Annotated in this window: 28 protein-coding genes; 7 read left to right on the plus strand and 21 right to left on the minus strand. The window is 64.5% G+C overall.

The features are described 5' to 3' along the window. Nucleotides 1-42: 42 nt before the first annotated feature. Genes tsaD through thiL form a run of 5 tightly spaced genes read right to left on the minus strand, consistent with a single transcriptional unit; the run spans nt 43 to nt 3757 of the window. Entirely contained in the window at nt 43-1086 is a 1044-nt protein-coding gene (gene tsaD, locus AMA01_RS10050; RefSeq protein WP_067850559.1) for a tRNA (adenosine(37)-N6)-threonylcarbamoyltransferase complex transferase subunit TsaD, read from the minus strand. Continuing rightward, nucleotides 1083-1586, minus strand: coding sequence for a ribosomal protein S18-alanine N-acetyltransferase (rimI, locus tag AMA01_RS10055; RefSeq protein WP_067850561.1), 504 nt, complete (start codon nt 1584-1586; stop codon nt 1083-1085). Before rimI ends, tsaD begins: the two co-directional genes overlap by 4 nt. Continuing rightward, nucleotides 1583-2296 (minus strand): tRNA (adenosine(37)-N6)-threonylcarbamoyltransferase complex dimerization subunit type 1 TsaB, encoded by a 714-nt coding sequence (gene tsaB, locus AMA01_RS10060; protein ID WP_067850563.1) that lies wholly within the window; start codon nt 2294-2296, stop codon nt 1583-1585. Before tsaB ends, rimI begins: the two co-directional genes overlap by 4 nt. After that, nucleotides 2293-2778, minus strand: coding sequence for a tRNA (adenosine(37)-N6)-threonylcarbamoyltransferase complex ATPase subunit type 1 TsaE (gene tsaE, locus AMA01_RS10065; protein WP_067850565.1), 486 nt, complete (start codon nt 2776-2778; stop codon nt 2293-2295). Before tsaE ends, tsaB begins: the two co-directional genes overlap by 4 nt. A gap of 7 nt (nt 2779-2785) precedes the next feature. Further along, entirely contained in the window at nt 2786-3757 is a 972-nt protein-coding gene (gene thiL / locus AMA01_RS10070; RefSeq protein ID WP_067850567.1) for a thiamine-phosphate kinase, read from the minus strand. 155 nt (nt 3758-3912) lie between these two features. Here thiL and AMA01_RS10075 point away from each other — a divergent pair, with 155 nt between their 5' ends. Next, nucleotides 3913-4533, plus strand: a complete 621-nt coding sequence (locus AMA01_RS10075) for a DedA family protein (protein ID WP_067850569.1) — start codon at nt 3913-3915, stop codon at nt 4531-4533. 2 nt (nt 4534-4535) lie between these two features. After that, complete coding sequence (locus AMA01_RS10080) at nt 4536-4844, plus strand: DUF1450 domain-containing protein (RefSeq protein ID WP_067850571.1); 309 nt, start codon at nt 4536-4538, stop codon at nt 4842-4844. A gap of 1 nt (nt 4845) precedes the next feature. On the opposite strand, the gene AMA01_RS10085 is transcribed toward AMA01_RS10080, so the two are convergent. Next, entirely contained in the window at nt 4846-5064 is a 219-nt protein-coding gene (locus tag AMA01_RS10085; protein ID WP_067850573.1) for a DUF2922 domain-containing protein, read from the minus strand. A gap of 62 nt (nt 5065-5126) precedes the next feature. After that, nucleotides 5127-5441, minus strand: coding sequence for a DUF1659 domain-containing protein (locus AMA01_RS10090; RefSeq protein WP_067850574.1), 315 nt, complete (start codon nt 5439-5441; stop codon nt 5127-5129). A gap of 253 nt (nt 5442-5694) precedes the next feature. Here AMA01_RS10090 and AMA01_RS10095 point away from each other — a divergent pair, with 253 nt between their 5' ends. Further along, on the plus strand, nt 5695-7251 hold the full coding sequence (locus AMA01_RS10095; RefSeq protein WP_067850576.1) for an HD-GYP domain-containing protein: 1557 nt from the start codon (nt 5695-5697) through the stop codon (nt 7249-7251). On the opposite strand, the gene AMA01_RS10100 is transcribed toward AMA01_RS10095, so the two are convergent. From AMA01_RS10100 to acpS, 8 genes are all read right to left on the minus strand, one after another. Beyond that, nucleotides 7191-7952, minus strand: coding sequence for a gamma-glutamyl-gamma-aminobutyrate hydrolase family protein (locus tag AMA01_RS10100; RefSeq protein ID WP_067850578.1), 762 nt, complete (start codon nt 7950-7952; stop codon nt 7191-7193). The genes AMA01_RS10095 and AMA01_RS10100 overlap by 61 nt on opposite strands. Before the next feature lie 22 nt (nt 7953-7974). Then, the gene (locus AMA01_RS10105) at nt 7975-9228 is read right to left on the minus strand and encodes an adenosylhomocysteinase (protein ID WP_067850580.1); all 1254 of its coding nucleotides are present in this window, start codon (nt 9226-9228) and stop codon (nt 7975-7977) included. An 88-nt stretch (nt 9229-9316) separates the two neighbouring features. Beyond that, the gene (locus tag AMA01_RS10110) at nt 9317-9667 is read right to left on the minus strand and encodes a type II toxin-antitoxin system PemK/MazF family toxin (protein WP_067850581.1); all 351 of its coding nucleotides are present in this window, start codon (nt 9665-9667) and stop codon (nt 9317-9319) included. A 4-nt stretch (nt 9668-9671) separates the two neighbouring features. After that, nucleotides 9672-9920, minus strand: a complete 249-nt coding sequence (locus AMA01_RS10115; RefSeq protein ID WP_067850583.1) for a CopG family transcriptional regulator — start codon at nt 9918-9920, stop codon at nt 9672-9674. Nucleotides 9921-10027: 107 nt separating this feature from the next. Beyond that, the gene (alr, locus tag AMA01_RS10120; RefSeq protein ID WP_067850585.1) at nt 10028-11233 is read right to left on the minus strand and encodes an alanine racemase; all 1206 of its coding nucleotides are present in this window, start codon (nt 11231-11233) and stop codon (nt 10028-10030) included. Nucleotides 11234-11325: 92 nt separating this feature from the next. Then, nucleotides 11326-12354: a LolA family protein gene (locus tag AMA01_RS10125; RefSeq protein WP_231862911.1), complete on the minus strand. Its 1029-nt coding sequence runs from the start codon at nt 12352-12354 to the stop codon at nt 11326-11328. A gap of 12 nt (nt 12355-12366) precedes the next feature. Beyond that, complete coding sequence (locus AMA01_RS10130; protein WP_067850589.1) at nt 12367-13869, minus strand: bifunctional ADP-dependent NAD(P)H-hydrate dehydratase/NAD(P)H-hydrate epimerase; 1503 nt, start codon at nt 13867-13869, stop codon at nt 12367-12369. A gap of 82 nt (nt 13870-13951) precedes the next feature. Continuing rightward, the gene (gene acpS / locus AMA01_RS10135) at nt 13952-14356 is read right to left on the minus strand and encodes a holo-ACP synthase (protein WP_231862915.1); all 405 of its coding nucleotides are present in this window, start codon (nt 14354-14356) and stop codon (nt 13952-13954) included. A 149-nt stretch (nt 14357-14505) separates the two neighbouring features. Between acpS and AMA01_RS10140 the strand changes: the two genes are divergently transcribed. The 3 genes from AMA01_RS10140 (at nt 14506) to map (ending at nt 16005) form a co-directional block, all read left to right on the plus strand. Beyond that, nucleotides 14506-14853 carry a phage holin family protein gene (locus AMA01_RS10140; RefSeq protein WP_067850591.1) on the plus strand — a complete coding sequence of 116 codons (348 nt, stop codon included), beginning with the start codon at nt 14506-14508 and terminating at the stop codon, nt 14851-14853. A gap of 151 nt (nt 14854-15004) precedes the next feature. Continuing rightward, entirely contained in the window at nt 15005-15193 is a 189-nt protein-coding gene (locus AMA01_RS10145) for a hypothetical protein (RefSeq protein WP_014463348.1), read from the plus strand. Nucleotides 15194-15240: 47 nt separating this feature from the next. Further along, nucleotides 15241-16005, plus strand: a complete 765-nt coding sequence (gene map, locus AMA01_RS10150) for a type I methionyl aminopeptidase (RefSeq protein ID WP_067850593.1) — start codon at nt 15241-15243, stop codon at nt 16003-16005. Between the two features lie 49 nt (nt 16006-16054). On the opposite strand, the gene AMA01_RS10155 is transcribed toward map, so the two are convergent. Then, nucleotides 16055-16453 carry a toprim domain-containing protein gene (locus tag AMA01_RS10155; RefSeq protein ID WP_230088101.1) on the minus strand — a complete coding sequence of 133 codons (399 nt, stop codon included), beginning with the start codon at nt 16451-16453 and terminating at the stop codon, nt 16055-16057. Nucleotides 16454-16741: 288 nt separating this feature from the next. Further along, on the minus strand, nt 16742-16867 hold the full coding sequence (locus AMA01_RS14205; protein WP_008336326.1) for a hypothetical protein: 126 nt from the start codon (nt 16865-16867) through the stop codon (nt 16742-16744). A 126-nt stretch (nt 16868-16993) separates the two neighbouring features. On the opposite strand from AMA01_RS14205, the gene AMA01_RS10160 reads away from it, so the two are divergent. Then, complete coding sequence (locus tag AMA01_RS10160) at nt 16994-17323, plus strand: thioredoxin family protein (protein ID WP_067850597.1); 330 nt, start codon at nt 16994-16996, stop codon at nt 17321-17323. Here the strand turns inward: AMA01_RS10160 and AMA01_RS10165 are convergent. The 4 genes from AMA01_RS10165 to AMA01_RS10180 all read right to left on the minus strand — a co-directional run bounded on the left by AMA01_RS10165 (nt 17320) and on the right by AMA01_RS10180 (nt 23256). Next, complete coding sequence (locus AMA01_RS10165) at nt 17320-18696, minus strand: sugar phosphate nucleotidyltransferase (protein WP_067850599.1); 1377 nt, start codon at nt 18694-18696, stop codon at nt 17320-17322. The two genes, AMA01_RS10160 and AMA01_RS10165, sit on opposite strands and share 4 nt — an antisense overlap. A 170-nt stretch (nt 18697-18866) precedes the next feature. Next, a complete protein-coding gene (locus AMA01_RS10170) occupies nt 18867-21479 on the minus strand; it encodes a transglycosylase domain-containing protein (protein WP_231862916.1) in 2613 nt (870 codons plus the stop codon). Between the two features lie 19 nt (nt 21480-21498). Continuing rightward, on the minus strand, nt 21499-22713 hold the full coding sequence (locus AMA01_RS10175) for a D-alanyl-D-alanine carboxypeptidase family protein (protein ID WP_231862912.1): 1215 nt from the start codon (nt 22711-22713) through the stop codon (nt 21499-21501). A 27-nt stretch (nt 22714-22740) separates the two neighbouring features. Further along, the gene (locus tag AMA01_RS10180) at nt 22741-23256 is read right to left on the minus strand and encodes a CcdC family protein (RefSeq protein ID WP_067850604.1); all 516 of its coding nucleotides are present in this window, start codon (nt 23254-23256) and stop codon (nt 22741-22743) included. Between the last annotated feature and the right edge of the window lie 197 nt (nt 23257-23453).

Below are 23453 nucleotides of genomic sequence, written 5' to 3' on the forward strand. Positions count from 1 at the left end.
AGGCGAGGCCGAAGCCTCGCCTGTTTCCGTGCCCTATGCTGCTCACTCCGCGGGATAACGCCCGCTCTGCCATTCGTCCAGTGTCAGATCGGCGTACGCGCCCAGCTCGAGCGTGTCGAAGCGGCCCTCCCGCGCGCGCGCGTAGGCCGCCGCCGCGATCATCGCCGCGTTGTCCGTGCACAGGCCAGGCGACGGAAAGTGGACCTGAAGCCCCTCCTCGTCCGCCATGGCGCGCATGGCCGCGCGCAGGCCCCGGTTCGCCGCCACACCGCCCGCCACCACCACCGTCCTGTGGCCGGTCACCCGGGCCGCGCGCCGCGTCTTTTCGACCAGCACCTCGATCACCGCCGCCTGAAAGCTCGCGCAGACGTCCTCCACAGGCACGTCCTGCCCCTGGCGCTTGATCTTGTCGAGCGCCACGAGCACGGCCGTCTTCATGCCGCTGAAGGAAAAATCGAGCGACGGATCGTCCAAGAGTCCTCGCGGAAAGGAAAAGCGCGCCGGATCGCCCTGACGCGCCAGCCTGTCCACCTCGGGGCCGCCGGGATAGGCGAGGCCGAGCAGCCTCGCCACTTTGTCGTACGCCTCGCCCGCCGCGTCGTCGCGCGTTCCGCCGAGGCGCTTGAATCGAAACGACGCGTCCACCTCGTACAGTTCCGTGTGGCCGCCGGAGGCCACAAGGCACAAAAAGGGCGGCCGCACGGCCGGCCGATCCGGCTCTTCCAGCATGGCGGCCGCGACGTGCCCGGCGATGTGATGCACGCCGATCATGGGAAGCCCTGTGGCAAGGCTGTACGCCTTGGCGGCGGCCACCCCGACGAGGAGCGCGCCGAGCAGTCCCGGCCCCATGGTGACCGCAATGGCGGCGAGATCGGAAAAACCAAGGCCCGCCTGCCCGAGCGCAGTGTCCACCACGCGCGTGATGGCTTCCACGTGGCGGCGCGAGGCCACCTCGGGAACCACGCCGCCGAACTGGCGGTGAATCTCCATCTGGCTCGCCGTCACCTGGCCGAGCACGCGCGCCCCGTCCGCGACGACGGCCGCGGATGTCTCGTCGCAGCTCGTCTCGATGGCGAGGATGTTCATGCTTGCACCTCTTTGTCGCGCATCACCTTGGGCGGGAGGTCCACCCACATGATGAGCGCGTCCTCGTTGTTGTCCGTGTAGTAGCCCTTCCGCACGCCCACGCGCTCGAAGCCGTACTTCCGGTACAGATTCTGCGCCACGTGGTTCGTGATCCGCACCTCGAGCGTCATCTTGCGGCCGCCGAGGGCCATGCACATCGACATGATGGCCTCCAGCAGCCGCTCGCCCAGCTTCAGGCCGCGGAAGTCGGGATCGACCGCGATGTTCGTGATGTGCCCCTCATCCATGATCATCCAGAAGCCGGCGTAGCCCACCACGCGCCCGTCGTACTCCGCCACCACGTAGCGCGCCAGCCGGTTCTCCACCAATTCGCCCACGAACGCCTGCCGCGACCACGGGGCCGTGAACGATCGCGTCTCCACGCGCATGACGTCGTCGAGATCCTTCAGCATCATGCGGCGGATGGAGAGCTTCTGCGGATCGAACGGCCCCGGGCTCACTCGCCGCCCTCTCCCTTCGCGCCGAGCTTGGCCTCGGCCTCCGTGGGCAGCACGTAGAGCGGGGCGAGATCGTGCACGCGCTCGCCCTCGAATCGCTCGTACGATCCCGACAACCCGAGCCGGACGAGCGCCGTCGGCATCATGGGGGCAATCTCGTTCCACGACCGCACACGCACGCCCTGCGCCTCCGCCGAATCGCCGAGGCGCCTGCCGCTCGCCACGATGGACGCCCGCTCCCTGTCCGCGATGGCGAACCAGTCGGCGAGCGCCTGCACCGTCGGCTCGCACTGCGCCCGCAGCCGCCCGTCCTCCAGCCTGTACCAGCAGCCGAACGCGCGATCCCGCCTTGCGTCGATGAGCGCCATGAACGCGCCGAACCGTTGGCCCTCCGCGCAGGCCAGCGCCATGGCCATGCCGTCGACCGTCGGCACGGACACGATGGGGATGCCACACGCGTGCCCGATGGCCTTCGCCGCCGCCACTGCGATGCGGACGCCGGTGTAACTGCCGGGGCCGACGCCGGTGACGCACAGCTTGACGTCGTGAATGTTCATGCGCGCGCCGGCCAAGAGGTGGCCGAGCGACGGCTGCAACAGGCGCGAATGGGCCCGCGGCAGAAACTCCACCAGGGAAGACATCAGCCTCCCGTCCTCGTCCGCGACTGCAAGCGCCAACACGTCGGTCGCAGTATCCATGGCGATCACGCTCATGAAGCCGTCCACTCCTTCAGTATCGATTCCGGGCGCTTTCCAAAAGCCTCCGCGCGCACGGTGCGCGCCCTGCCCTCGGGACGGAGGATGATCCGTAGATACGCCTCCATCTCCTCGGCGAGCGGCCCAGGCCACTCAATGAGGAGGATGGCGCCGCCCGCGAGATCGTCGTCCAGCCCCAGGGCCCAGACGCTCTCAAGGTCAAGCGTCTCCGGGCGTTCCGGGTCGGCGTACAACCGGTACAAATCGTAGTGCGCCACGCGGAAGCGGCCGCGATGCTCCTGCCGCAGGACGTAAGTGGGGCTCGTCATCGGCTGCATCACGCCGGCGCCCGCGCCGACGCCCGCCGCGAAGGTGGTCTTGCCCGCGCCCATCGGCCCCTCGAGCAGCACGGCGTCGCCCGGCGCGAGACACGCACCGAGGCGCTCGCCCAACCTCTGCAACTCCACTTCGTCGTCCACGTGCCACTCGCGTGCTTCCATGCGTCCGTTACCTCTCAAAATGATTGTATCCTCTGCGCGCAACCACCGAGAGCTTTCCATCTCGGCGCATCACCACGCCGTCGCCCTCCTCGACGCGCCCAATGGCCGTGATGGGCGTGCCGACGACAGCCGCGACGGCGAGCAGCCGCGCGAACACGTCTCGCGGCGCCGTGCCCACGAGCTCGTAGTCCTCCCCGCCGAAGAGCGCGTACTCCAGAGGATCCTTGCCTACGGCGCGCGCGTACTCCGTGACCTCCGGCTGAATCGGGACGCGATCGCCCTCGAACAAAAGCCGCACGCCGCTCGCCTCAGCGATTTCGTTTAGCTCGCTCGCCAACCCGTCGCTGATGTCGTCGAGCGCCGTGGCGCCGAGGCGCGCCGCCTCCCGGCCGAAGGCGATGCGCGGGGTGGGACGCCGGTGTCGCTCGACGAGCACCGCCTGCGAGATGGCCGATCCGGCCCGCCGGCCGAGCAGGATGTCGAGCCCGGCGGCGCTCCCGCCGAGATTGCCGGTGACAAACAACACGTCGCCGGGCCGGGCGCCGGCGCGCGTGATGGGCCGTTCCACGCGGCCCACGGCCGTGATGGACATCCAGAGCGGACCCTGGGTGGAGACGACGTCCCCGCCGACGACGCTCGCGCCGAAAGCCCCTGCCGCCTCAGCGACGCCGTCGTAGATGGCCACCACGTCGTCCTCGGGCCAGGAGGGCGGCACGGCGAGCGCGACGGTGATCCAGGCGGGCTGGCCGCCCATGGCCGCGATGTCGCTCACCGCGGCCGCCATCGCTCGATAGCCCACCTGCGGCGGGGACATCGTGTCGCGCCGAAAGTGCACGCCCTCGACGGCCGCGTCGGTGGTCACCACCAGGCGGGAGCCGCCCTCGACCACCGCGCAATCATCGCCGATGGGAACCAACACGTCCGCGCCCGGCGGCGGCAGCTTCGCGACAAACGCCCGTATCAGGGCGAACTCGTCCATCCCGACATCCCCTCCTTCCACCGCGCTGAATCGTCGCCATTGCCAATACCATAACAATGACAGCCGCCGAGGTCCGCGTCAATCATGAGCCGTCCCTCTTGTCCATACACATGCTGTAGGGCCTGTCGCGCCCACGATGGAAACGGGGTGGACTTGTGGACGCCATCCGGGACATGCTGCAGTCGCTGAACGCAGGACTCCTCTTGCTGGGTTACCCGGGCACCTACGCGGCGATGGTGATGGAGGGCCTTGGCCTCCCCTTCCCAGGCGACGTCTTCCTCGCGTTTTACGGTTACGCCATTGCCCTCGGTACAATGCGCGCACCGGCCGTGTTTAGCCTCAGCGCGCTCGGGTATTTCACCGGCGTGACCATCGTTTTCCTGCTCACGCGCCGCTTCGAATCGCTGTTGCTCAACCCACTGTACCGGTTGCGCCTGCTCAATGAAACGCGCCTGCGCCACACCGGCGGCCTGCTGGATCGCTACGCCTGGCTTGTCCTCATCCCTGGGCGCTTTCTGCCCGGCATCCGCTCGCTCAGCACGTACGCCGCAGCGCTCTCCGACATGCCGTACGCGACGTTCGCGCTCTATTCCATGGTCGGTTCGATGGTATGGTGCGGGGCCTGGCTCGCCTTTGGCTACTGGTTCGGCGAAAATATGGACGAGATGATGAAGCACGTGCAGTCGGGGCTCAGCTGGATCACGATGGGCATCGTCGCAGCGGCATTGCTGTTCTGGGCCTGGAGACACGCGCGGGCGAAGCGCGAGGAGCGATAGGGGTGCGCCTGAAACTCGAATGGTGTGTGAAAAATGCCCCCACAGGGGTGCGAGAGGCCATCGAGCGCGTTCGTGCCGAGCGCCCGGAAGTGGAGGTCAGGAGGTACGCGTGCGTGGAGCGCTGCGATCTCTGCGCTCGTCAACCGTTCGCGTTGGTGGAAGGAACCGTCGTGACAGCCGATACCGCCGCATGCCTCGCGCAGCGCCTTCTCGGCGCCATCGCGGCGGCGCGCGACCACTCTGGGCCTTCGCGGCTCGGCTCAAACGAAGCCCCTTCCTCGGCGGCGAATCCGCCGAGGAAGGGGGACTGATTTACGACACGCTCTGGGTGTCCGTCTGCGTCTGCTCCGCCGGGAGCGCCTGCACAATCTTGCCCTGCGGCAAATCGAAGACGCCCTTTTCGACAATCAGCTGCGTAGCGTTCTGCACAGCGGTCGGATCGACCGGTTGCTTCGGATTGGGAATCGCGATGCGAACCTTCTTGTTTCGATCCGTCATGAACATCAGATGAAGTGACACTTTCGCGGCCATCGACGCGCCTCCTGTCCATTCAAATCGGAACCCTCGCCCATCTCCTTCGGGCTTCGCGTTCTTCACGCGCTCGGCCCCTGTCCGCTGGTCCCAGTGCCGCCGGCCGAGCCGCTGCCACCGGAACCGCCTGCGCCCGCGCCGCTTCCCCCACTGGGCGCGTTCGTCAGAAGCGCCACGTCGACCCGCTCCACCTGCACGAGCGGCTCATCGATGAGCTGCGCCAGCGCGAGGCCGACCGCGAGCAGATCGCCGTCCGCCGCCTGGGGCGAAACGTGGTTGAATTTGTGCACCTTCAGTTTGGGTTGGCCGTTGGCACGCGTGCCCGACTGCGTCTGCAGCTGCAACGTCGTGCCGAGTGCGAGGCTCGATTGTGCCATCGCTCGTTCCTCCTTCCGCAGGTTACCCGCCCGGGCGGGCACCGAAGGACATGCGGCGAAGGGCTTCGAGTGTGGACACGCCTGGGTGGAAGTCTCGTCCCGGTTGAATCCTCCCGCTCGCTCCCCGCTCAGCACGCAGATTTCCGCTGGCGGCCAAATTTCGACCTCGCGCGGCCTTCCTGGCAGGAATCCGGGGGAGCAGGTGGAATGTATTTTCGAGAAATCGGCGGTTTCAACGGATGTGGGGTGCGGTATGAGCTGGACGGCGAACTACGAATTCAAGCGCTTGGTCAAGCGGCTCATTCTGAACTACTTCGCGGGCTCCATCGTCGCCGTCCTCGGCGTGGGTGGCGTGCTCATCTTGACCACCCTTCACCTGAATCCAGAGGACCTAGGAATCATCTGCGGCATCCTTGGCGGTTCACTCGTTCTGATGCTCATCGCGGACTCGATTGCATTTCGCGTTCAAATTCGCCCGATTCGGAAAGCGCTGCTCGCGTCACACCCCACCGAAGACATGCTTGTGAAAGGGTATCATCGAGCGCTTCACCTGCCCGCGCTCGCCGTGCTTCGGGTCATGGGCCCTCATTGGCTTTCGTTCCTCATCCCAGGGCTCGTGTCGTCGTCCATCCTCGTGCGACGAGGGATTTTGCACCTGCCGCTGGCGTACGTATGGCTGGCATCGCTCGGCACGCTCATCGTGGCCTGTATGCATGCCGTGATCGAATTTTTTCTCACCTCGCGCTCTATCGAACCGACGCTCCTCACCATTCGGCGCAGGGGAGAGCACATGTACGGCGCGTCCGTGTTGTTGCGTGGCCAGGTGGTGGTGCCGCTCGCGTTCAAGTTCGCGATGAGCGCCGTCGTGTTTGGCGCCCTCCCGCTGCTCTTGTTCGGCTTGGCGAACGCCGTACGGCTGACCCATGTGGGATTCGGCTCGTCCACATACTGGACGTGGGCGGGCGGCATTCTGGCGCTCGGCTCCCTGTTCTCCGCATTCGGCGGATACCTGTTGGCGAGCGACGTACAGAGGCCTATCCGCAGACTCGAGTCACTGATGCGGCGCGTGGAGCGAGGGGATTTTTCCCTGCGCGCGGACGACACGTACATGGACGAATTCTCGGATCTCATCCAGGGCTTCAACCTGATGCTGAACGGCCTCGCGCACCGGGACGCGATGAACCGCCAGCTCATCGACAGCTACTTCGCCACGCTGGCCGCGGCGCTGGACGCGCGCGATCCGTACACGGCGGGCCACTCGCAGCGCGTCGCGCGCTACGCGGAGGCCATCGGCCGCAAGGTGAACCTGTCGCCGCAGACGGTGCGTGAGCTGAGACAATCGGCGCTCCTGCACGATATCGGGAAAATCGGCATCCGCGACGAAATCCTGCTGAAGGAGGGCAAGCTGACGGACGAAGAGTTCGCCATCATCAAGCAGCATCCCGTGATTGGCGAAAAGATCATCCGCCAGATCCAGCCGGACGACGCCATGAGGCCGCTGTTGCCGGGCATCCGCTCCCACCACGAGCGATACGACGGCAAGGGCTACCCGGATGGACTCGCCGGCGAGGACATTCCACTGTTTGGCCGCATCCTCGCCGTGGCCGACGCCTTTGACGCCATGACATCAGATCGCCCGTACCGCGCCGGCATGCCCGTCGAGCGGGCCATCCAGGTGCTTCGCGAAGGGCGCGGGACCCAGTGGGATCCGCACTTCGTGGATGCGTTCATCGACGTCTATCAAGAGGTCTACATTCCGGACGAGGCCAAGTCGGCCGCACGCGAAGCAGCAGCCTCCACGAGCCAGTGAAAGAGGGCCAGGGCGCCCTCGTCCTCCCGCCACAGATTCTCCGGATGCCACTGCACCGCGACGAGGGGCCAGCGCCCCTCCGACTCCACGGCCTCCACCAGCCCCTCGCTGTCCCACCCCACCGGTTTCAGGGAAGACGCCAGGTCCTTCACCGCCTGGTGGTGAAAGCTGTTGACGCGAATCGCGGTCTTCCCGTAGCACTGCGCCACGCGCGATCCCGGCTTCAGCTTCACCGTGTGCGCGTACGCGTTGCGCGGAGCCTTCTGGCTGTGCTGGATTTTGCCCTTCCACTGGCGCGGCAGATCCTGATACAGCGTTCCGCCAAGCGCCACGTTCAGCATCTGCATGCCGCGGCAAATCCCGAGCACAGGCTTCTGCTCCCGCCGCATCACCTGCACGAGCAACATCTCCAGCCGGTCTCGCTCCGGCTCGAGCGTCCCCAGCCCCTGCAGGGGCTCCTGCCCGTACAGATTCGGATCCACATCGTTGCCGCCCGTCAGCAGGAGCCCATCGAGCCGCATGCCAAGTTCAATGGCGCTTGCCTCATCCGCGAGATACGGCAGCACCACCGGAAGTCCGCCAGCCCGCTCTACGCCGCGCGCGTAGTCGTCCGCAAGCATCACCGCCTGGAGCGGCACACCCGGGACCGCGCTCTGCCTCAGTTCGTGCGATCCCGTCATTCCAATCAGTGGCCGTGTCATGCCCCCACCTCCGCACCGGCGCTCAGGCGTTCCAACTCGCCAGGTACCGCTTCTGCGACTCGGTCAACGCGTCGATCTCGACACCCCACGTCGCAAGCCGCATGCGCGCCACCTCTTCATCCATATGCGCCGGGATGGCGTGCAGCCCAGGCGGGTACGATTTCGTCATCACCTCGCGCAGGCCGAGCGCCTGAAGTGCGAACGTCATGTCCATCACCTCGACGGGATGGCCGTCTCCAGCCGCGAGATTGACGAGCCTGCCTTCGGCGATAAGATACAACCTGCGCCCGTCGGCCAGTCGATACTCGTCCACGTTGGGACGGGCGGTGCGCACCTCCACGGCGAGAGCGGAAAGTGCCTCCTTGTCCACTTCAACGTCGAAGTGGCCCGCGTTGCCGAGGATGGCCCCATCCTTCATCCGCTCCATCGCGTCCCGCGAGATGACTGCCTTGTTGCCCGTGACCGCAATGAAAATGTCGCCGATCTCGGCCGCCTCCCGAATCGGCATGACCCGGAACCCTTCCATCACCGCCTCCACCGCGCGGATCGGATCCACCTCGCACACCACCACTTGCGCGCCGAGCCCCCGCGCGCGCATGGCCACGCCCTTGCCGCACCAGCCGTAGCCCACCACGACCACGGTCTTCCCAGCGATCATGAGATTCGTCGTCCGCATGAACCCATCCCACACGCTCTGTCCGGTGCCGTACCGATTGTCGAACAGGTGCTTGCACTGCGCGTCGTTGACGGCGAGCATCGGATAGCGCAAGACGCCTTCCCGCGCCATGGCCCGAAGCCGCAGGATACCCGTGGTCGTCTCCTCGCAGCCGCCGCGGATCCGCGCCGCTTGCTCCGGCCGCTCGCGGTGCAGAATCGTGGCGAGATCGGCGCCGTCGTCGATCACGCCCTCGGGCTCCCAGTCGAGCACAGCCTCGAGGTGGCTGCGATACTCCTCCGGCGTAGCCCCGTGCCACGCGTACACGCGGACGCCTCGGTCCGCCAGGGCCGCCGCGACGTCATCCTGGGTGGACAGCGGATTCGACCCAGCGATGGCCACCTCGGCGCCCCCGGCCTGAATGGCGAGCGCAAGCCGGGCCGTCTTGGCCTCCAGGTGCAGGCACATGGAAATGCGCTTGCCCAAAAACGGCTTTTCCTCGGCGAAACGGCGCTCGATCTCGCCCACGAGCGGCATGTGCGCCCTCGCCCATTCGATCTTCTGATGGCCCGAAGGATGAGACTCCGGATTGCGGATCATGGATGGCTTTGTCTGTGGCATGTCGATACTCCACACTCCCTCTGCACATGAAAAAAGACGGATGAAGCATCCGTCCTCGCGTTCCCATCGCATCTCCAAAAAATAATCTTCAGAAATCCACCAGCCCTAGGCTGATCAACAGTCCCTCGTTGACCAGCTTCATGGCCTCCTCATCCAGATGCGTGATTTTGTCGGTCAGGCGCTGCTTGTCGATGGTGCGCAGCTGCTCGAGCAGAATGACGGAATCGCGCTCCAGACCGTACTTTTCCGCCTTGATCTCCACGTGCGTCGGCAACTTTGCCTTCTGGATCTGCGCGGTGATGGCCGCCACAATCACCGTCGGGCTGAAGCGATTGCCGATGTCGTTTTGCACCACGAGTACGGGGCGAAATCCTCCTTGCTCCGAGCCGACCACAGGCGACAGATCCGCAAAGAAGATGTCCCCACGCCTGACATTCAATCGTTCACACCCCGCTCACCAAGCGCTCCACGGTGTTGCCGGCCTCCTGCTCGACCAGAAACGCCTCACAGGCGATGCGCAGGTTGAGAGGCGCCATCTCCTGATACCCGCGCTGCATAGTCTCGCGCAGATCACCGGGCTCTCTCCTCGATACATACATACGCAGCGCCTCGCGCACGATGTCACGCGCGCGTCTGTCTCCCATCTCGCGACCCGCGGCCTGATTCCAGGCGTTGAATTTCGAACTCGACAAGCGCGGCACCTCCACGGTTTGCGGCGACGTCCCTGATGGCTTCCATGCCGCCATTATAGCCGCCCGGTCCCCTCGGCGCAAAAGGCGTCGAAGCGCGTCGGACGCTCCTAGCCATCGCACACGACGCGCGGCACGCGCCGGTGCACGCGACACAAGATTTCATATGGAATGGTCTGCGCCAGCGCCGCCAGCCAGTCAAGCGACAAAACGCGCCGCTCTTCCCTATTCGACGCCATTCGATACGTTTCCTGCACGCGGGCTGCACGTTCTTCCGGGTGCAGCCGATTCCACCATCCCTCGCGCCACAGCGCGGGAGGTTCGTACCCAAAGAGCGCCGCGAAGTCGCCCGTCGCCACGTCGAGCCCAGTCACGTCCACCATCAACTGATCCATGCACACGCGGCCGATGACAGGCCGCAGATCGCCTCCCACCAGCACGTCGCCTTGATTCGACAGATGTCGCGGATAACCGTCGGCGTATCCGCCTGCAACGGTCGCAATGCTCGTAGGCCGTTGGACCGCGAACGTCGCGCCATACCCCACGGTTTCCCCAGGCTGTGCCCGAGCCACGCGCAGGACGCCCGCGTAGAGGCTCATCACCGGGCGCAGGGAGGGTGCAGGAAGAACCGCCGGATCCGGCGAATAGCCGTACGCGGCTATGCCCACGCGCACCATATCGAGGTGCCAGTCGGGATTGCGCAGGAGCGCCGCGCTGTTGCCCGCGTGAATGCGCGCCGGGCGAACCCCCGCCTCCTCGAGCGCGCGCGCGAACACCTTCAGGCGCTCCATCTGCCCAGAGGCGTGCGCGGGATCATCCGCGTCGGCGGCGGCCAGGTGCGTGCCCGCACCCACCAGTTCCAGATCTTCTCGCGCCGCAATGGCCCGAGCGAGCGCCACCGCCTCGTCCGTTCGCTTGACCCCCAGCCGATTCATGCCCGTGTCGAGCGGCAGGTGGACTCGAAGCCGCTTCGGCATGCGCGGGATCTCGTCGATGGGACTCAGATCGGTCAGGGCGATCTCGACCTCTGCCTCCGCAGCCTTCGCGCAAGCGTCCGGCGTCACCGCGCCCAAAACCAGGATGTTCACGTCGCGTTGAAACGCGCGGATCTCGAGCGCCTCCTCGAGCGAAGCGACGGCGACGTCGCGCACGCCCTCACGAGCAAGCCGACTCACCACCGCGCGCACGCCGTGGCCATAAGCGTCCGCCTTCACCGCCACCATCAGGCTCGCGTCCGGGCGCAACCTGCTCTTCAGATACCGGATGTTATGGGAAAGATGGGCGAGATCGATCACGGCAAACAAGGGTCGGTACATTTGGGGTCACCTCATGTGCCGAGTGTAACACAAACGCGCCATCCAGAGGCCTCGGGCTCCTCTGAGATGGCGCGGCGGAAAGATCCATGGCGTCACTTTCCGACCTCGGCGAACGTGGAGATGGCGATGTTTTCGAGCTCGGGCAGTGAGAGATCGTTGGATGTGAGGTCGAACTCGATACCGTTTTGCATCCAGGTCAGATTGGCGACTTGGGTGCCGGGCGCTTCGTCGTAAATGGCTGGTATCCCGTACAAATCCACCAGTTCGGCGCTCGGCAGCCCTGCGGCGCCCGGGGTCAGCGCCGACTCCGTGAGAACGTAGTGATGATCGCCGCCCTGATAGCGCATGATGATACTGGACTCGTCGGGCTGTGCAAGATCGGTGAGCTTCGTGCCGTACATGGCCGGTGGTTCGATGTAGTCGAAGGCGTGATCGGATGCGAGGGTGGGTTTGGCGGCCTGCCCGGCTTGTGCAATGGTCTGCGGATCGAAGGCGTTCTTGGGAAATTCGACGCCGGTCTCGAACGACTGGTACGTGATGACCACGGCGGCCTTGCCGTTCTTGTCGAGCAGCGTGACCGACTGTGGCTTCAGGTCTTTGGAGAGCACGATTTGCTCTCGGCTGACCACATCGCTCGCGGGGACCACGGGCACCTCGAACGCGTAGGTGTCCTTCTCCCGGCTCACCTTGACGGATTTGTCGGACGCGATTCGCTGCAGGAGCTGATCATACAGGTAGATCTGCCCCTGGTTCTGCGCCCAGTTGCCGTTGAAGCGAAACACCTTCCCGAGCGACGGGCTGACGATGAACATGCCGTTTGGCGTGCGGACAATGACCTGATTGATCTGTTTGTCTGCGTTGCCGAGCTCAATCTTGTACATGTCCTTCGACTCGTAGGAGACGCGCACAAAGTACTTCTGGACGTTGTTGTCCATCTGCACCGTCATGATGGCCTCGCTCTGGTAGTTCTTGTTCTCGAAAGCCTGCGCCTCCGACTGGATCTTGTGATTCACAGAACTGGTGGTGCCGGGGATGCCGCAGCCAGCGACGACGCCCCCCGCGAGGGCGAGCGACAACAGGACTGCCGTTAGCTTTCGCATAGCCACCTCGCCTTTCTCCACCACGCACCATCCTCACTCCGAAGCGCCCACCTCCGCGCGGTACGCGCGCACCGCGTCCGGCAGCCGCGCAATGACGTCCGAAGCCGTGACGGCGACCTCCGTCAGCTCTTCTCCCGCGCGCTCGCCGGCCCGACCGTGCAGCCAAGCGCCGAGGGAAGCGGCGTCAAACGCGTCCAGCCCCTGCGCGATGAGTGCGCCGATGACGCCAGCCAACACGTCGCCCGTCCCCGCCACCGCAAGCGCGCTCGATCCCGTGGGATTCACCCGCACCCGTCCATCGGGGTGGGCGATGACGGTCCGGTGTCCCTTGAGGAGCGTGACCGCCTGACTCCTTGCGGCGATGGTCCTCGCGGCTTCCAGCCGCCGCGCCTGCACCTGACGCGCGTCCCAGCCGAGCATGCGCGCGGCCTCCTTGGGATGCGGCGTCAGCACAAATTCGCCCGCCACCGGATCGAACTGGCCCGCGTGCGCCACGGCCGCGAGCGCCTCCGCGTCGATGACGCCGCGCGCCACGCCCGCCCGGACGAGATCGAACAGCCACGTGCGCGCTTCGCGCCCGAGCAGCCCAAGCCCGGGCCCGACGATCACGGCGTCCACATCTTGCAGCAGCTGGGCGGGATCGCCGCCCTCCCGCACGACGACATCGGGCGCGAAGAGCGACGCCTCCGCGCGAGCGCCCGCGACGACCACCAGTCCGGCCCCTGCGCGAAGCGCGGCCAGGGACGCGAGTCGGCTCGCGCCCGGCATCTGACCGAGCGCGATGCCCACCCGGCCGAAGGTGCCCTTGTGACTCATGGCGCTGCGGAAGCCGAACCGTTGGCCAAAGGCCGCGGGCGACACGTAGGACGCCCGGACGCGCGCCGGATCGACCGGGATGCCCACGTCTGCCACGCGCACGAGGCCGGCGTGGATGGCGCCGGGCGTCACCGCCGTGCCGAGCTTCTCGGCCGCCATGGCGATGGTCTCGTGCGCCTTGACGGCGGGTCCAGGGACCTCGCCGGTGGACGCGTCGACGCCGGACGGAAGATCGGCGCTCACGATGTACGCAGAGGACGCGTTGGCCTCCTCAATCATCTGTGCCATCAAGCCCTCGGCCGCCCGTGAGACTCCGGTGCCAAGCAGCGCGTCGATGAGCACGGCGCGGCCATGCCTGCCCTGGCCGAAGCCCGAGAGCGCCTGGTGGAGGCTTCCGGGCTCGTAGACCTTCCACGGTACGCCAAACCGCTCAGCCATCTGCTGTGCGGTGTGCGCGTCGCCCTGAAGATCGGCTGGATGGCACGACGTGAGCACTTCGACCTCGATGCCCGCGTGGCGCAGCCATCGCGCCGCCACCCAGCCGTCGCCGCCGTTCATGCCCTTGCCGCACAGAACCACCACTTTGTCCGGGCGAAGTTCCCGGACGCGATCGGCGATGGCGCGGCCCGCGTGATCCATCAGGACGATGGCTGGGACGCCCAGGCGATGGATGGTGTCGTGATCGAAACAACGCATTTCATCACTCGTGACGAGATACACAGAGAGTGCCCTCCCCGAGGATTGGTATATGGATATGAGCCGTGTCCACGAAGTATGTACAACGCTGACAAGCGTGCGGCGGTCACAACTGCTCCAGGACGGCAACGGCGAACGCGAGGCCACCGCTGTGGGTGAGGGCGAGGTGCAGGCGAACGCGCGCGGCATCCGGCGGGCCGAATTGCGCCCAGAGCGCCGACGACGGCTGCCAGACGACCTGCAAACCCGCGTCTCCCAGCGACACGGCCACGTTCGGCATCGAGAGCCGGGCGAGGCCGCAACCAGCAGCCTTCGCGATGGCCTCCTTCGCCGCAAACCGACCCGCCACAAACTCCGCGAGCCTGGCCGCGTCGGAGATGGCTCGCGCGCGGCGCCGTTCTTCGGGAGCAAGCACGCGCTCCAAAAACGCGTCGCCGCGCCGCGCGAGCGCCGCGCGAATGCGGCGGATCTCGATCACGTCGTTCCCAATTCCGAGAATCAAACGCGCCACCACCTCTTTGCCTCGATTGTACTACGCTCGAGGCGGTTACCATCTGGCTGCGGGAAAAGTTTCATCACCGGTACCGTAATTCTGTGGATGACTCGGAATCCCTTTCCGAACGCGGACATGTGCGGTAAACTGGAACAGGGGGGATGACCATGCATATCATTGGTCACATTGTCCGCTTCATCGTCTCTGCACTGGTCCTGTTGCTCGTCAGCCATATCGTCCACGGCTTTTACATCTACGGATTCTGGCGCGCCATCATTGCCGCGATTGTCATCACGCTGTTGGGACTGGCCATGGAAGCTCTGTTCGGGCGGAGGATTTCGCCGTACGGGCGCGGCATCATCGGCTTCATCAGCGGCGCCATCGTCATCTATGTCGCACAAATCTTTGTGCACGGCATGCACGTGAGCATCATCGGCGCCCTGCTGGCGTCGCTGGTCATTGGCATCATCGACCTGTTTGTGCCGACGAGCTTCCGCCGGCCGAGAAACGAGTAAGGCTGGAATGGACGACAGAGGCTGGCCCGCCCGCCGTGGCGGGACCGGCCCTTTTTGTTTTCCACGCTTTCAAACGCCTAAGCTCGCCGTGCATTTCACCTTCGTTTATGGCACAATGATCGCGATATGTCCACGGAAAGGACGGACGGACGTGCATCACGTGCTCGAAGCCATCTTCATTCTGTTCGTCGGCGTCGCCTTCACGTATCTCATGAAGATACGCCCAGGCGCGCAACCGATGTCGCGGGCGAAGATGATCGCCTATTTTGTGCTTGGCGTCGTGATCGGCGTCATTTTTATCACCACCGACCACATCTACGCGCCCACCACGGGGCTGTGAGCCACTAGCCCCGCGCGGGCGCGACAGCGAACGGAGCGATACATACGATGCAAGGTTTGATCACGCTGAAGAGCCGGCACGAACAAAACTTGATGCGCGAAGCGGGAAAGGTGGTCGCAGGTTGCCACGAGGCGCTGCGCAGCTTCATCCGGCCCGGCATTCGGACCATTGACATTGACCAGTTCGTCGAGGACTTCATTCGCCGGCACCGCATGGAGCCTGCACAGAAGGGCTATCGAGGGTATCCGTATGCCTCCTGCACGTCGGTCAACGACGTCATCTGCCACGGCTTCCCTGGCGAGTACGTCCTGCAGGACGGCGACATTGTGACAGTGGACATGGTCGCCGTTCACAAGGGACTTCACGCCGACTCGGCCTGGAGCTACGCCGTCGGCGAGATCAGCGAGACCGCGCGCCGGTTGCTCGATGTGACGCGCCGCGCGCTGTACGTCGGCATTGAACAGGCGGTTCCCGGCAACCACATTTCCGATATCGGTCACGCCATTCAGACCTATGTCGAGGCGCAGGGGTTCTCCGTCGTGCGGGATTACATCGGGCACGGCATTGGCCGCCAGATGCACGAGAGCCCCGAGGTTCTCCACTTCGGCCCTCCTCACCGCGGGCCGAAGATCAGAAAGGCCATGGCGTTCACCGTGGAGCCCATGGTCAACGTCGGTACGTACGAGACCAAGCTCGATCCCGACGGCTGGACGGCGCGCACGGCCGATGGCAGCCTGAGCGCGCAGTACGAGCACACGCTCATCATCACGGACGAAGGCCCCGAGATCATCACCAAACAGGACGGCGAATGAAAGCGAAAAGGCCGCCCAGCGCGCAGTGTGCGCGTGAGCGGCCAACGTTTTACCCGTGAACGGTCTTCGGCACCCGCTCTCGTCGGGGCGGTCGGACCTGCAACCACTGCTCGTCAATCTCAAAGTGAGCGTCCGCGAGAATCTTCGCCAGGTGTTCAAGCGGCGTGCGGGCAACCTCGCGATACGACTTGCGCGTGTAGAGGTCGATGGCGTTCGGCAGTTCTCGCTTCAACTGCTTGCGCAACCGATTCCCGGCCGCATCCGCGTCCACCAGAATATACACCTCGTCGTGCTGCAACGGGACGATGTCGTTTTCCACCTGTTCGTAACTCAGCGTGCCCTGCGTGCACACCACATCCACCTCTTCGCGCAGCACCTTCAAAATCCTCGACTTGTCCGTCTTGCCTTCGACGATGATGACTTTTCGCGAAGTCGCGTGCGTCCGCATGTCGCTCAACTTCCTTCCGTCATCGCGCGCGGCCCGTGCCGCGCCGCGAAGGTGACTTCGTCGGCTCACGTTCATCATAGCACGAGTCGCGCCCCACCGGCAGAGGTCGTCCCTGGCAGCTGCGGCGCCACGGCGCGCCGGATGGAACATGCGTGCCAAGATGCCATCTCGCCCCCTTTTTCGCAGTGTATGCAGGGCTCACTCGTCCCCATACGGACGGGACTCCGCCCGGTATGTAGAAAAAGGCCGCCTCCGCGATGGGGGCGGCGGTGCGGACGCGTCCCGGCCTCACGCCACGGGCGTGCAGGTCGTGGTCGTCGAGCACGTGTACGCGGGAACGAGCAGGAAGAACAGCACAAAGATAATCAGAAACACCACTGCCCAACGCGTGTAGCCACCAAACACTCCGTACATCTGCGTTCCCTCCTCCGACAGGTTTGTGCCGGCCGGCACATTGCCATAGAATGCGGGAAGAACGCGATGGTGCGGGCGAATGGCCAGGGCCCATGCCAAGTCCACGCCGAAGGGAGATGGATCCCCATGTTCACCCCGTTGCCGCTCAAAGGCCCCGAGGCACTCGACACGCTGCCCACCGTGGCCCTCGTCTTCGTCCATACGCCGCTTTGCGGCACATGCCAACTCGCGCGGCGCATGCTGGAGATCGTCGACGCTGCCCATCCTCACAACCTCCCGCTCTACGATCTCGACGCCAATCTCGCGCCCGAGGCCATGCAGTCGTGGAGGATCGAGAGCGTGCCGGCGCTTTTGTACGTGAAAAACGGCGAGATCGCCCACGTCCAATACCGGTTTGGCGACGTGGTCGACCTCGCCGACGCGATTCGACGGTTTCTCGCGCTGGAACAGACTTAACGCGACATGCCGGGCAGGACGGCCGCGAGCTCTTCCCAGGTGAGGTATTTGCGCTCGATGTCCTCTTCCACGAGCCCTCGCCCGCGCTGAACCTCGATGAACTGCATGCCGGCCTCGGTGCGAATGGCGTGCCACACCCCCTGCGGCGCACGCACGATGTCGCCTGCCGCGACCTTCTGCCACCGGTCATCGACGACGATCTCGCCTTCGCCCTCGATGATGGTCCAAATCTCTTCGCGCCACTTGTGCCGGTGATAGCTGAGGTTGCGGCCGGGCAGGAGCTCGACGCACTTGGTCAGGACTTCCGTCTCGTCGTCGAGCAACTGATAGTCAATCACCCGGTAACGCCCCCAGCGGCGCTCCTCGTACATCGGCCGGTTGTCGAGGGGCGCGACCACATCCTTCAGCCCCGCCGCCATGTCCTTGTCCGCCGCGAGAATGCCGTCCGGCGTGGCCACCACAATGGCTCTCTTCAGGCCAAGCGCCACGACCGGCAGCCCCAATTCGTTCACCACGTGCGTGTCCTCGCACTGCGACAGAATCGCACGGCCAACCGCCTCGCTCTCCATCTGCTCGGCGAGGGACGACCAGGTGCCGAGATCGGACCACGCGCCCCGATACGGATGCGCCACGATGGAGGAGAGCTTCTCGACCACCTCGTAGTCAAAACTGCGCTTGGGGAACTGGTCGAAACCGCGGCGCGCCTCCGCGTACACCGATGGAAGGCCGCGATCGCGCAGAATGCGGACGATGGTTCGCGGCTGGAAGCAGAACACGCCGCAGTTCCACAGCGCCCCTTGGCGAATGAGTTCCTCGGCCACGCCGCGCTCCGGTTTCTCGACGAATCGCTTCACGCGGAAGCAGTCCCCGTCGGCCGGCGCCTCTGGGACGATGTAGCCGAATTTGCTCGTTGGCTCCGTCGGCCACACGCCCATGAGCGCCATTTCGGCGCCTTCGCGCACGAGAATCGGGCCAAGCTTTTGGATTTCCTGGAAGTAGTGATCGTCCACAAAGTGGTCGACGGGGCAGACGACCACAGGCTCGTCGGGATCCATGCCCCGCTCGTCGACCAGGTACAAGGTCGATAAAGCGATGGCCGCGAAGGTGTCCCGCCGCGCGGGCTCTTCAATCACGTCGATCTCGCCGATCTGCGCGTGAATGACCTCCACCTGCGGCTTGGACGCGCACACAAACACATCGTCCGAGACAAGGCCCGCCTGGCCAATCTGGCGCCAGACGCGCTGAAGCATGGACTCGAGCCCTGCGCCATCGGGACGAGGCAAAATGCGCAAAAATTGCTTGGAACGAACGTCATTTGACATGGGCCACAGGCGCTTGCCAGATCCGCCGCTCAAAAGAATCAGTTTCACCATGCACCACTCCTTTCCGTGGAGATGTGGCCGTGGCGGCGTGGCGGATGGATAGGCCCTCCATCACTCACAGTTCCCACTATAAATCATCTGCGCGCATTTCGTCCATGGGTCCGAGGCTGATGAAAACGGGGCCGCCCCCAGACACATGGCTGGAAGCAGCCCCCGATTGATCACGGTGTATTCGCGATGTTGGCCTGGGCGCCGTTGCCGCCCGAACCGTTGTTATTTCCATTTCCGTTGCCAGTGCCGCCCTTGCCGGACGAAACAACCTGCGACCTGGGATTCGGATTGGCGGCCTCGGGAGGCGTCGACGTCACCGTCGTGTTGGCCGGTGTCGTGTTCGCCGTGTTTCCGGGCTCGCTGCCGGGCCCGCTACCAGCGCCCGTGGTGGTGTTGCCGGTCGTCGCGTTTCCCAAACTCTGGTTCCCGAGACCGCCCGTCCCGTTTCCCGGGAGCGTGTTGTTCAGGCCGTTTCCAGGCGATGCGCTGTTTGTCTGGTTGTTGACGCTCGGCGGAGCCTGACCGGTAGTCACCGTCACCGATACCGGCTTGCCCACAGCCTGGCCCGTCGCCTGACTCGTGGCCTGAACGGTGTAGATGTACGTCTCATTCGGCTGCACGGAAGTGTCCGTGATGGTCTGCGCCGTCGTCTGGCCAACCGGCACCGTTTCGTCCGCGCCATTGGTGGACACGCGCGTCACCACGTAGGTCACCGGCTCCGAAAAGCTACCCGACCAAGACAGCGTCACCGTGTTGGCGTTCGGATTGTACGTCGCGGACAGGTTGGCGATGGCGTTCGTCGGATTCTGGTTGTTCTGCCCGCCGTTCATCTGATTCACGTAATCGACACCTTGCGCGGTCCCCGTGATGTAGGGATACGGGCCCACGGAGAACTGCTGCGGCGCCTCGTTCGCCAGCGCCAGCGCGATGATGTCGTGGAAAATCTGCGCCGCGTTCGCGGACGGATCGACCGGCGACATTGTCATGTGGTATTCCGGCGTCGACACGTCGTAGCCGATGTGAATGCTGCCGACGAGGTTCGGCGTGTAGCCGTCGAACCAGCCGTCGCGCACCCAGTTCGGGTGATTGCTCACCAGGCCGGCGCTGTACTGCACCGTTCCCGTCTTGCCCGCGACGCCCCATCCCGGAAGCTTGGCGTTCTGGCCCGTGCCGTAATCCACGACGTCCTGCATGAGGCGCGTCATGTCGAGTGCCACCTGCGGCGTCATCACCTGCGTCTGCTGTGGCCCTTCGTGATAGATGATCCCGCCCTGGCTGTTCACGATCTTCGTGACCAGATACGGCTGAGATCGGATGCCGTTGTTGTCAAACGGCGTGTAGGCCGCCACCATTTCCATCGGCGTCACGCCGTTCTCCAACCCGCCGATGGCAATTCCCAGATGTTCGTAGTCCTTCGGGGTGAGCGGAATGCCGTCGGCCTTGGCAAAATTCGCCCCGGTGTCAATCCCGATCTGCGACAGCAGCCACACCGACGCCACATTCTGCGACCACTCCAGGCCGTACTGAAGAGTGACCTTGGGCGGCGCGTTCGGATCCCAGTTCTGCGGGATGTAACCGCCGCCGAAATCCTGCGGCGTGTTGTCCAGGATGGACGTGTACGTCCATTTACCCGTGGCCAGGGCCGGCGCATAGTCCATGATGGGCTTGATGGACGATCCCGGCGAGCTCGCCTGATAGACGCGATCGAGCCCGAGCGGGACGTACCCCTGCCGTCGCGATCCGGCCGCGCCCAGAATGGCCCCCGTCTTCGGATCCACGAAGATGGCCGCGCCTTCCACGACGGTCCCCGTCGTCGGCCCCGGGAAGTCCGAGTCGTACTTGCCGCTCCAGAACACCTCCTCGATGGCGTTCTGCACGTTCGGAGCGATGGTCGTGTAGATCTTCAAGCCGCCCTGCATGACTTCCTGCGGCGGGATGCCGTGCCGATTCAGATAGTCGAGCAGGAAATTCGTGAACAGAGGCTGGGTGTTCCACCCATCCCCCGGGAATGAGTGAAATGATACCCCAAGCGGCTGCTTCTCGGCGGCGTCAGCCTGCGCCTGCGTGATATAACCGTAGTGAACCATGTTCTGCAGCACCTGATTGCGCCGCTCGAGCGCCGCCTGCGGATGCACGAGCGGATCGTACGCCGAGGGCGCCTGCGGCAGACCCGCCAAGAGCGCCGCGTCCGCCAGCGTCAGCTTGTCCGGCTCCGTCTTGATATCGATGCCGAAATACCGCAGAGCCCCCTGCTCGATCCCGACCGCACTCTCACCCATGGGAATGCGGTTCAGGTACATCGCGAGGATCTCTTGCTTCGTGAAGTTGCGCTCGATCTGCAGGCCCAGGATGATCTGCTTGAACTTGCGCCCAAACGTCTTCTGGTCCGTCAGGTAGACCATCTTCGCCAGCTGTTCGGGGATGGTACTCGCGCCCTGGGCAAGGCTGCCCGAGGAGACATCCACGAAAAGTGCGCGAAAGATGGACTTGATGTCGATGCCTGTTTGATTGGTCCAGAAGGTGTGATCTTCTGTCGCGACAATCGCATCTTGTATGTTTTTCGGAATCTGGCTATACGTCAAATCCGTGTTCGGCGAGCCGAGCGTCAGGAGCTTCGTCCCGTCGGCGGCGTACACGACCGTCGGCTGATGCGATTCTTCCAATACACTCGCGTTGAAAGGCGTCATCCGTACCGCGAGGTAAAAACCGACCGCAATCACCACGACCAGCGCGACGACCGTCCCCAGGGCGATGGCAATCCATCGTCGGACCAAACGGCCCACCTCCATCGATATGGACTTTTCAGAGTCGCTTCATGCGCCAACTGAGCGTTGGTGCCGGAACGGACGATGCGGCCGCCACCGGCACGCGCACCGCCTGTGTTCCCACCTGAATCTGGAGTTGGCCCACCACTTGGTTGGCCGCAATCGGCTTCTTCGAATTTATCACATCCGCCCGATACGACTGCTGCACGGGCAGTCCGCCCCATCCAATCACCTGCACAGGCTGCGTGGACACGAGCGAGACCGGTTTGGCCCAGGGCGCAGACAGCGTCCCCACCGTCTGCCCTGCGGCGACAAGCTGGACGGATCGCAGCGCCTTCTGGGCATCCTGAGACATGACGACAGCCGCGTTCAGTGCCTCTGCGAGAGGCTGCGCGCCCTTTTGCCCGAGCACTGCACCAATGATGAGCACCTCGCGGCTGCCGACGACCTTGCGCGCCGCGAATACGAAGCAGCCCCCCGCTTCGAGCGTCGATCCCGTCTTGCCTCCGATAATGGTCCCATGCCCCACCACGGAGTCGACGTTGTACACGAGCCCCGCGACTGGAAGCTCTGCCTGCGCTTCACCCACGATGTGGCGGAAAACCGGGTTTTCCATCGCCAGCGCAAACAACTTCATTTGATCCACCGCGTCGCTCTGGCTCGCGGGCGAATACCCCGTGGGATCCGCATAGTGCGTCTGGGTCATGCCGAGCTTCTTCGCCGTCGCGTTCATCTCTTGCACGAACGCCTGCACGGAACCGTCGCACCACTTGGCGAGAAGCGTCCCCATGTTGTTGCCCGACGGCAGAAGCAGCCCTTGAAGCGCCTGATACTCCGTGATTTGCTCTCCCGCAGCCACCTTGACCACGGATTCTCCGAGCGCCTTGTCCTTCTCGTACACCTTCACATCATCCTGCGTGATGGTGATGGAAGGCCCCTGTTGCCCCAACTGCAATGGATGCTTCTGAAGCACCAGGTACGCCGTCATGACCTTGGTCACACTTGCAATAGGCACAGCCACCTGAGGCCCATACGTCCCGAAACTCCCCACCCCGTCGGCCATGAGGGCGGCCTCGCCCTGAGAAGGCCACTGGATGACGGGCTTCGGACCCTGAATGGCGCGCGGCAGTGGCGCGGCCACATCGGCGGCCGCCTGCGGGATGGGGCGCACCAACTGGACAATGGGCACGCCGATGACGATGATGGCAATCACGATAGCAATCACAAAACCGCGCAAACTACGCACAACCATCCTCCTATGCTGCTCGTCCCACGCCCATCAGGTCGCAGGCTGTTCTGTCTTGGCGCCCGACTTCGACGCCTCCATCTCGCGTTCCAAGCGCTTGTACCGAACAAACATCGCGATGCGCCACGGCACAAGCATGCCAAACGCCAGGCAGAAGAAGAGCGATCCCGTCTGGTAAACGTCCACATATCGCTCGACGACGCTGTGGAGCACAATGCGCACTACCAACAGTCCGAGCAGGATATAAATGAACGCCCTCGACCGCTTGAGATAGACGCCATCTTCTCCTACGTAAAAATGGCTCGTCGCGATCAGCGGGTAGCTGAAGATGCATCCCACCAGGAACGCGGCGACGGCATACGGAATGGGCTCCCGCGTAAACGGAAACACATACATCAGGAATCCCGTGCTCATCGCGAGCGGCGGGATGAGGATTTTACGCGCGTTTGTCGGACGCTTGGACGCCCGCAGCCGCACAAAGATCACCGTGATTGCAAAGACGACAGCGACAACGGTTGCAATCAGCGTGGTGACTTCGCTGTGATTCACGCTCTCCCCTCGCCTTCGTGCGAGATCCGACGAGCTGACATGGCGACAATCGCTTCCCCCATGCGGACTACGTGTGAGTATACCACCATTGACTCAACGCTTTCTTGAACAGCGTTCTACAAAACTGCGAACTTTGCACGCGAACCGCTACAGGCCGGCGCAAATCGTCTGGAAAACTTGACAGCTCCCTGGTAGAA

This window comes from Alicyclobacillus mali NBRC 102425, assembly GCF_001570745.1.
GTDB classification, from domain to species: domain Bacteria; phylum Bacillota; class Bacilli; order Alicyclobacillales; family Alicyclobacillaceae; genus Alicyclobacillus; species Alicyclobacillus mali.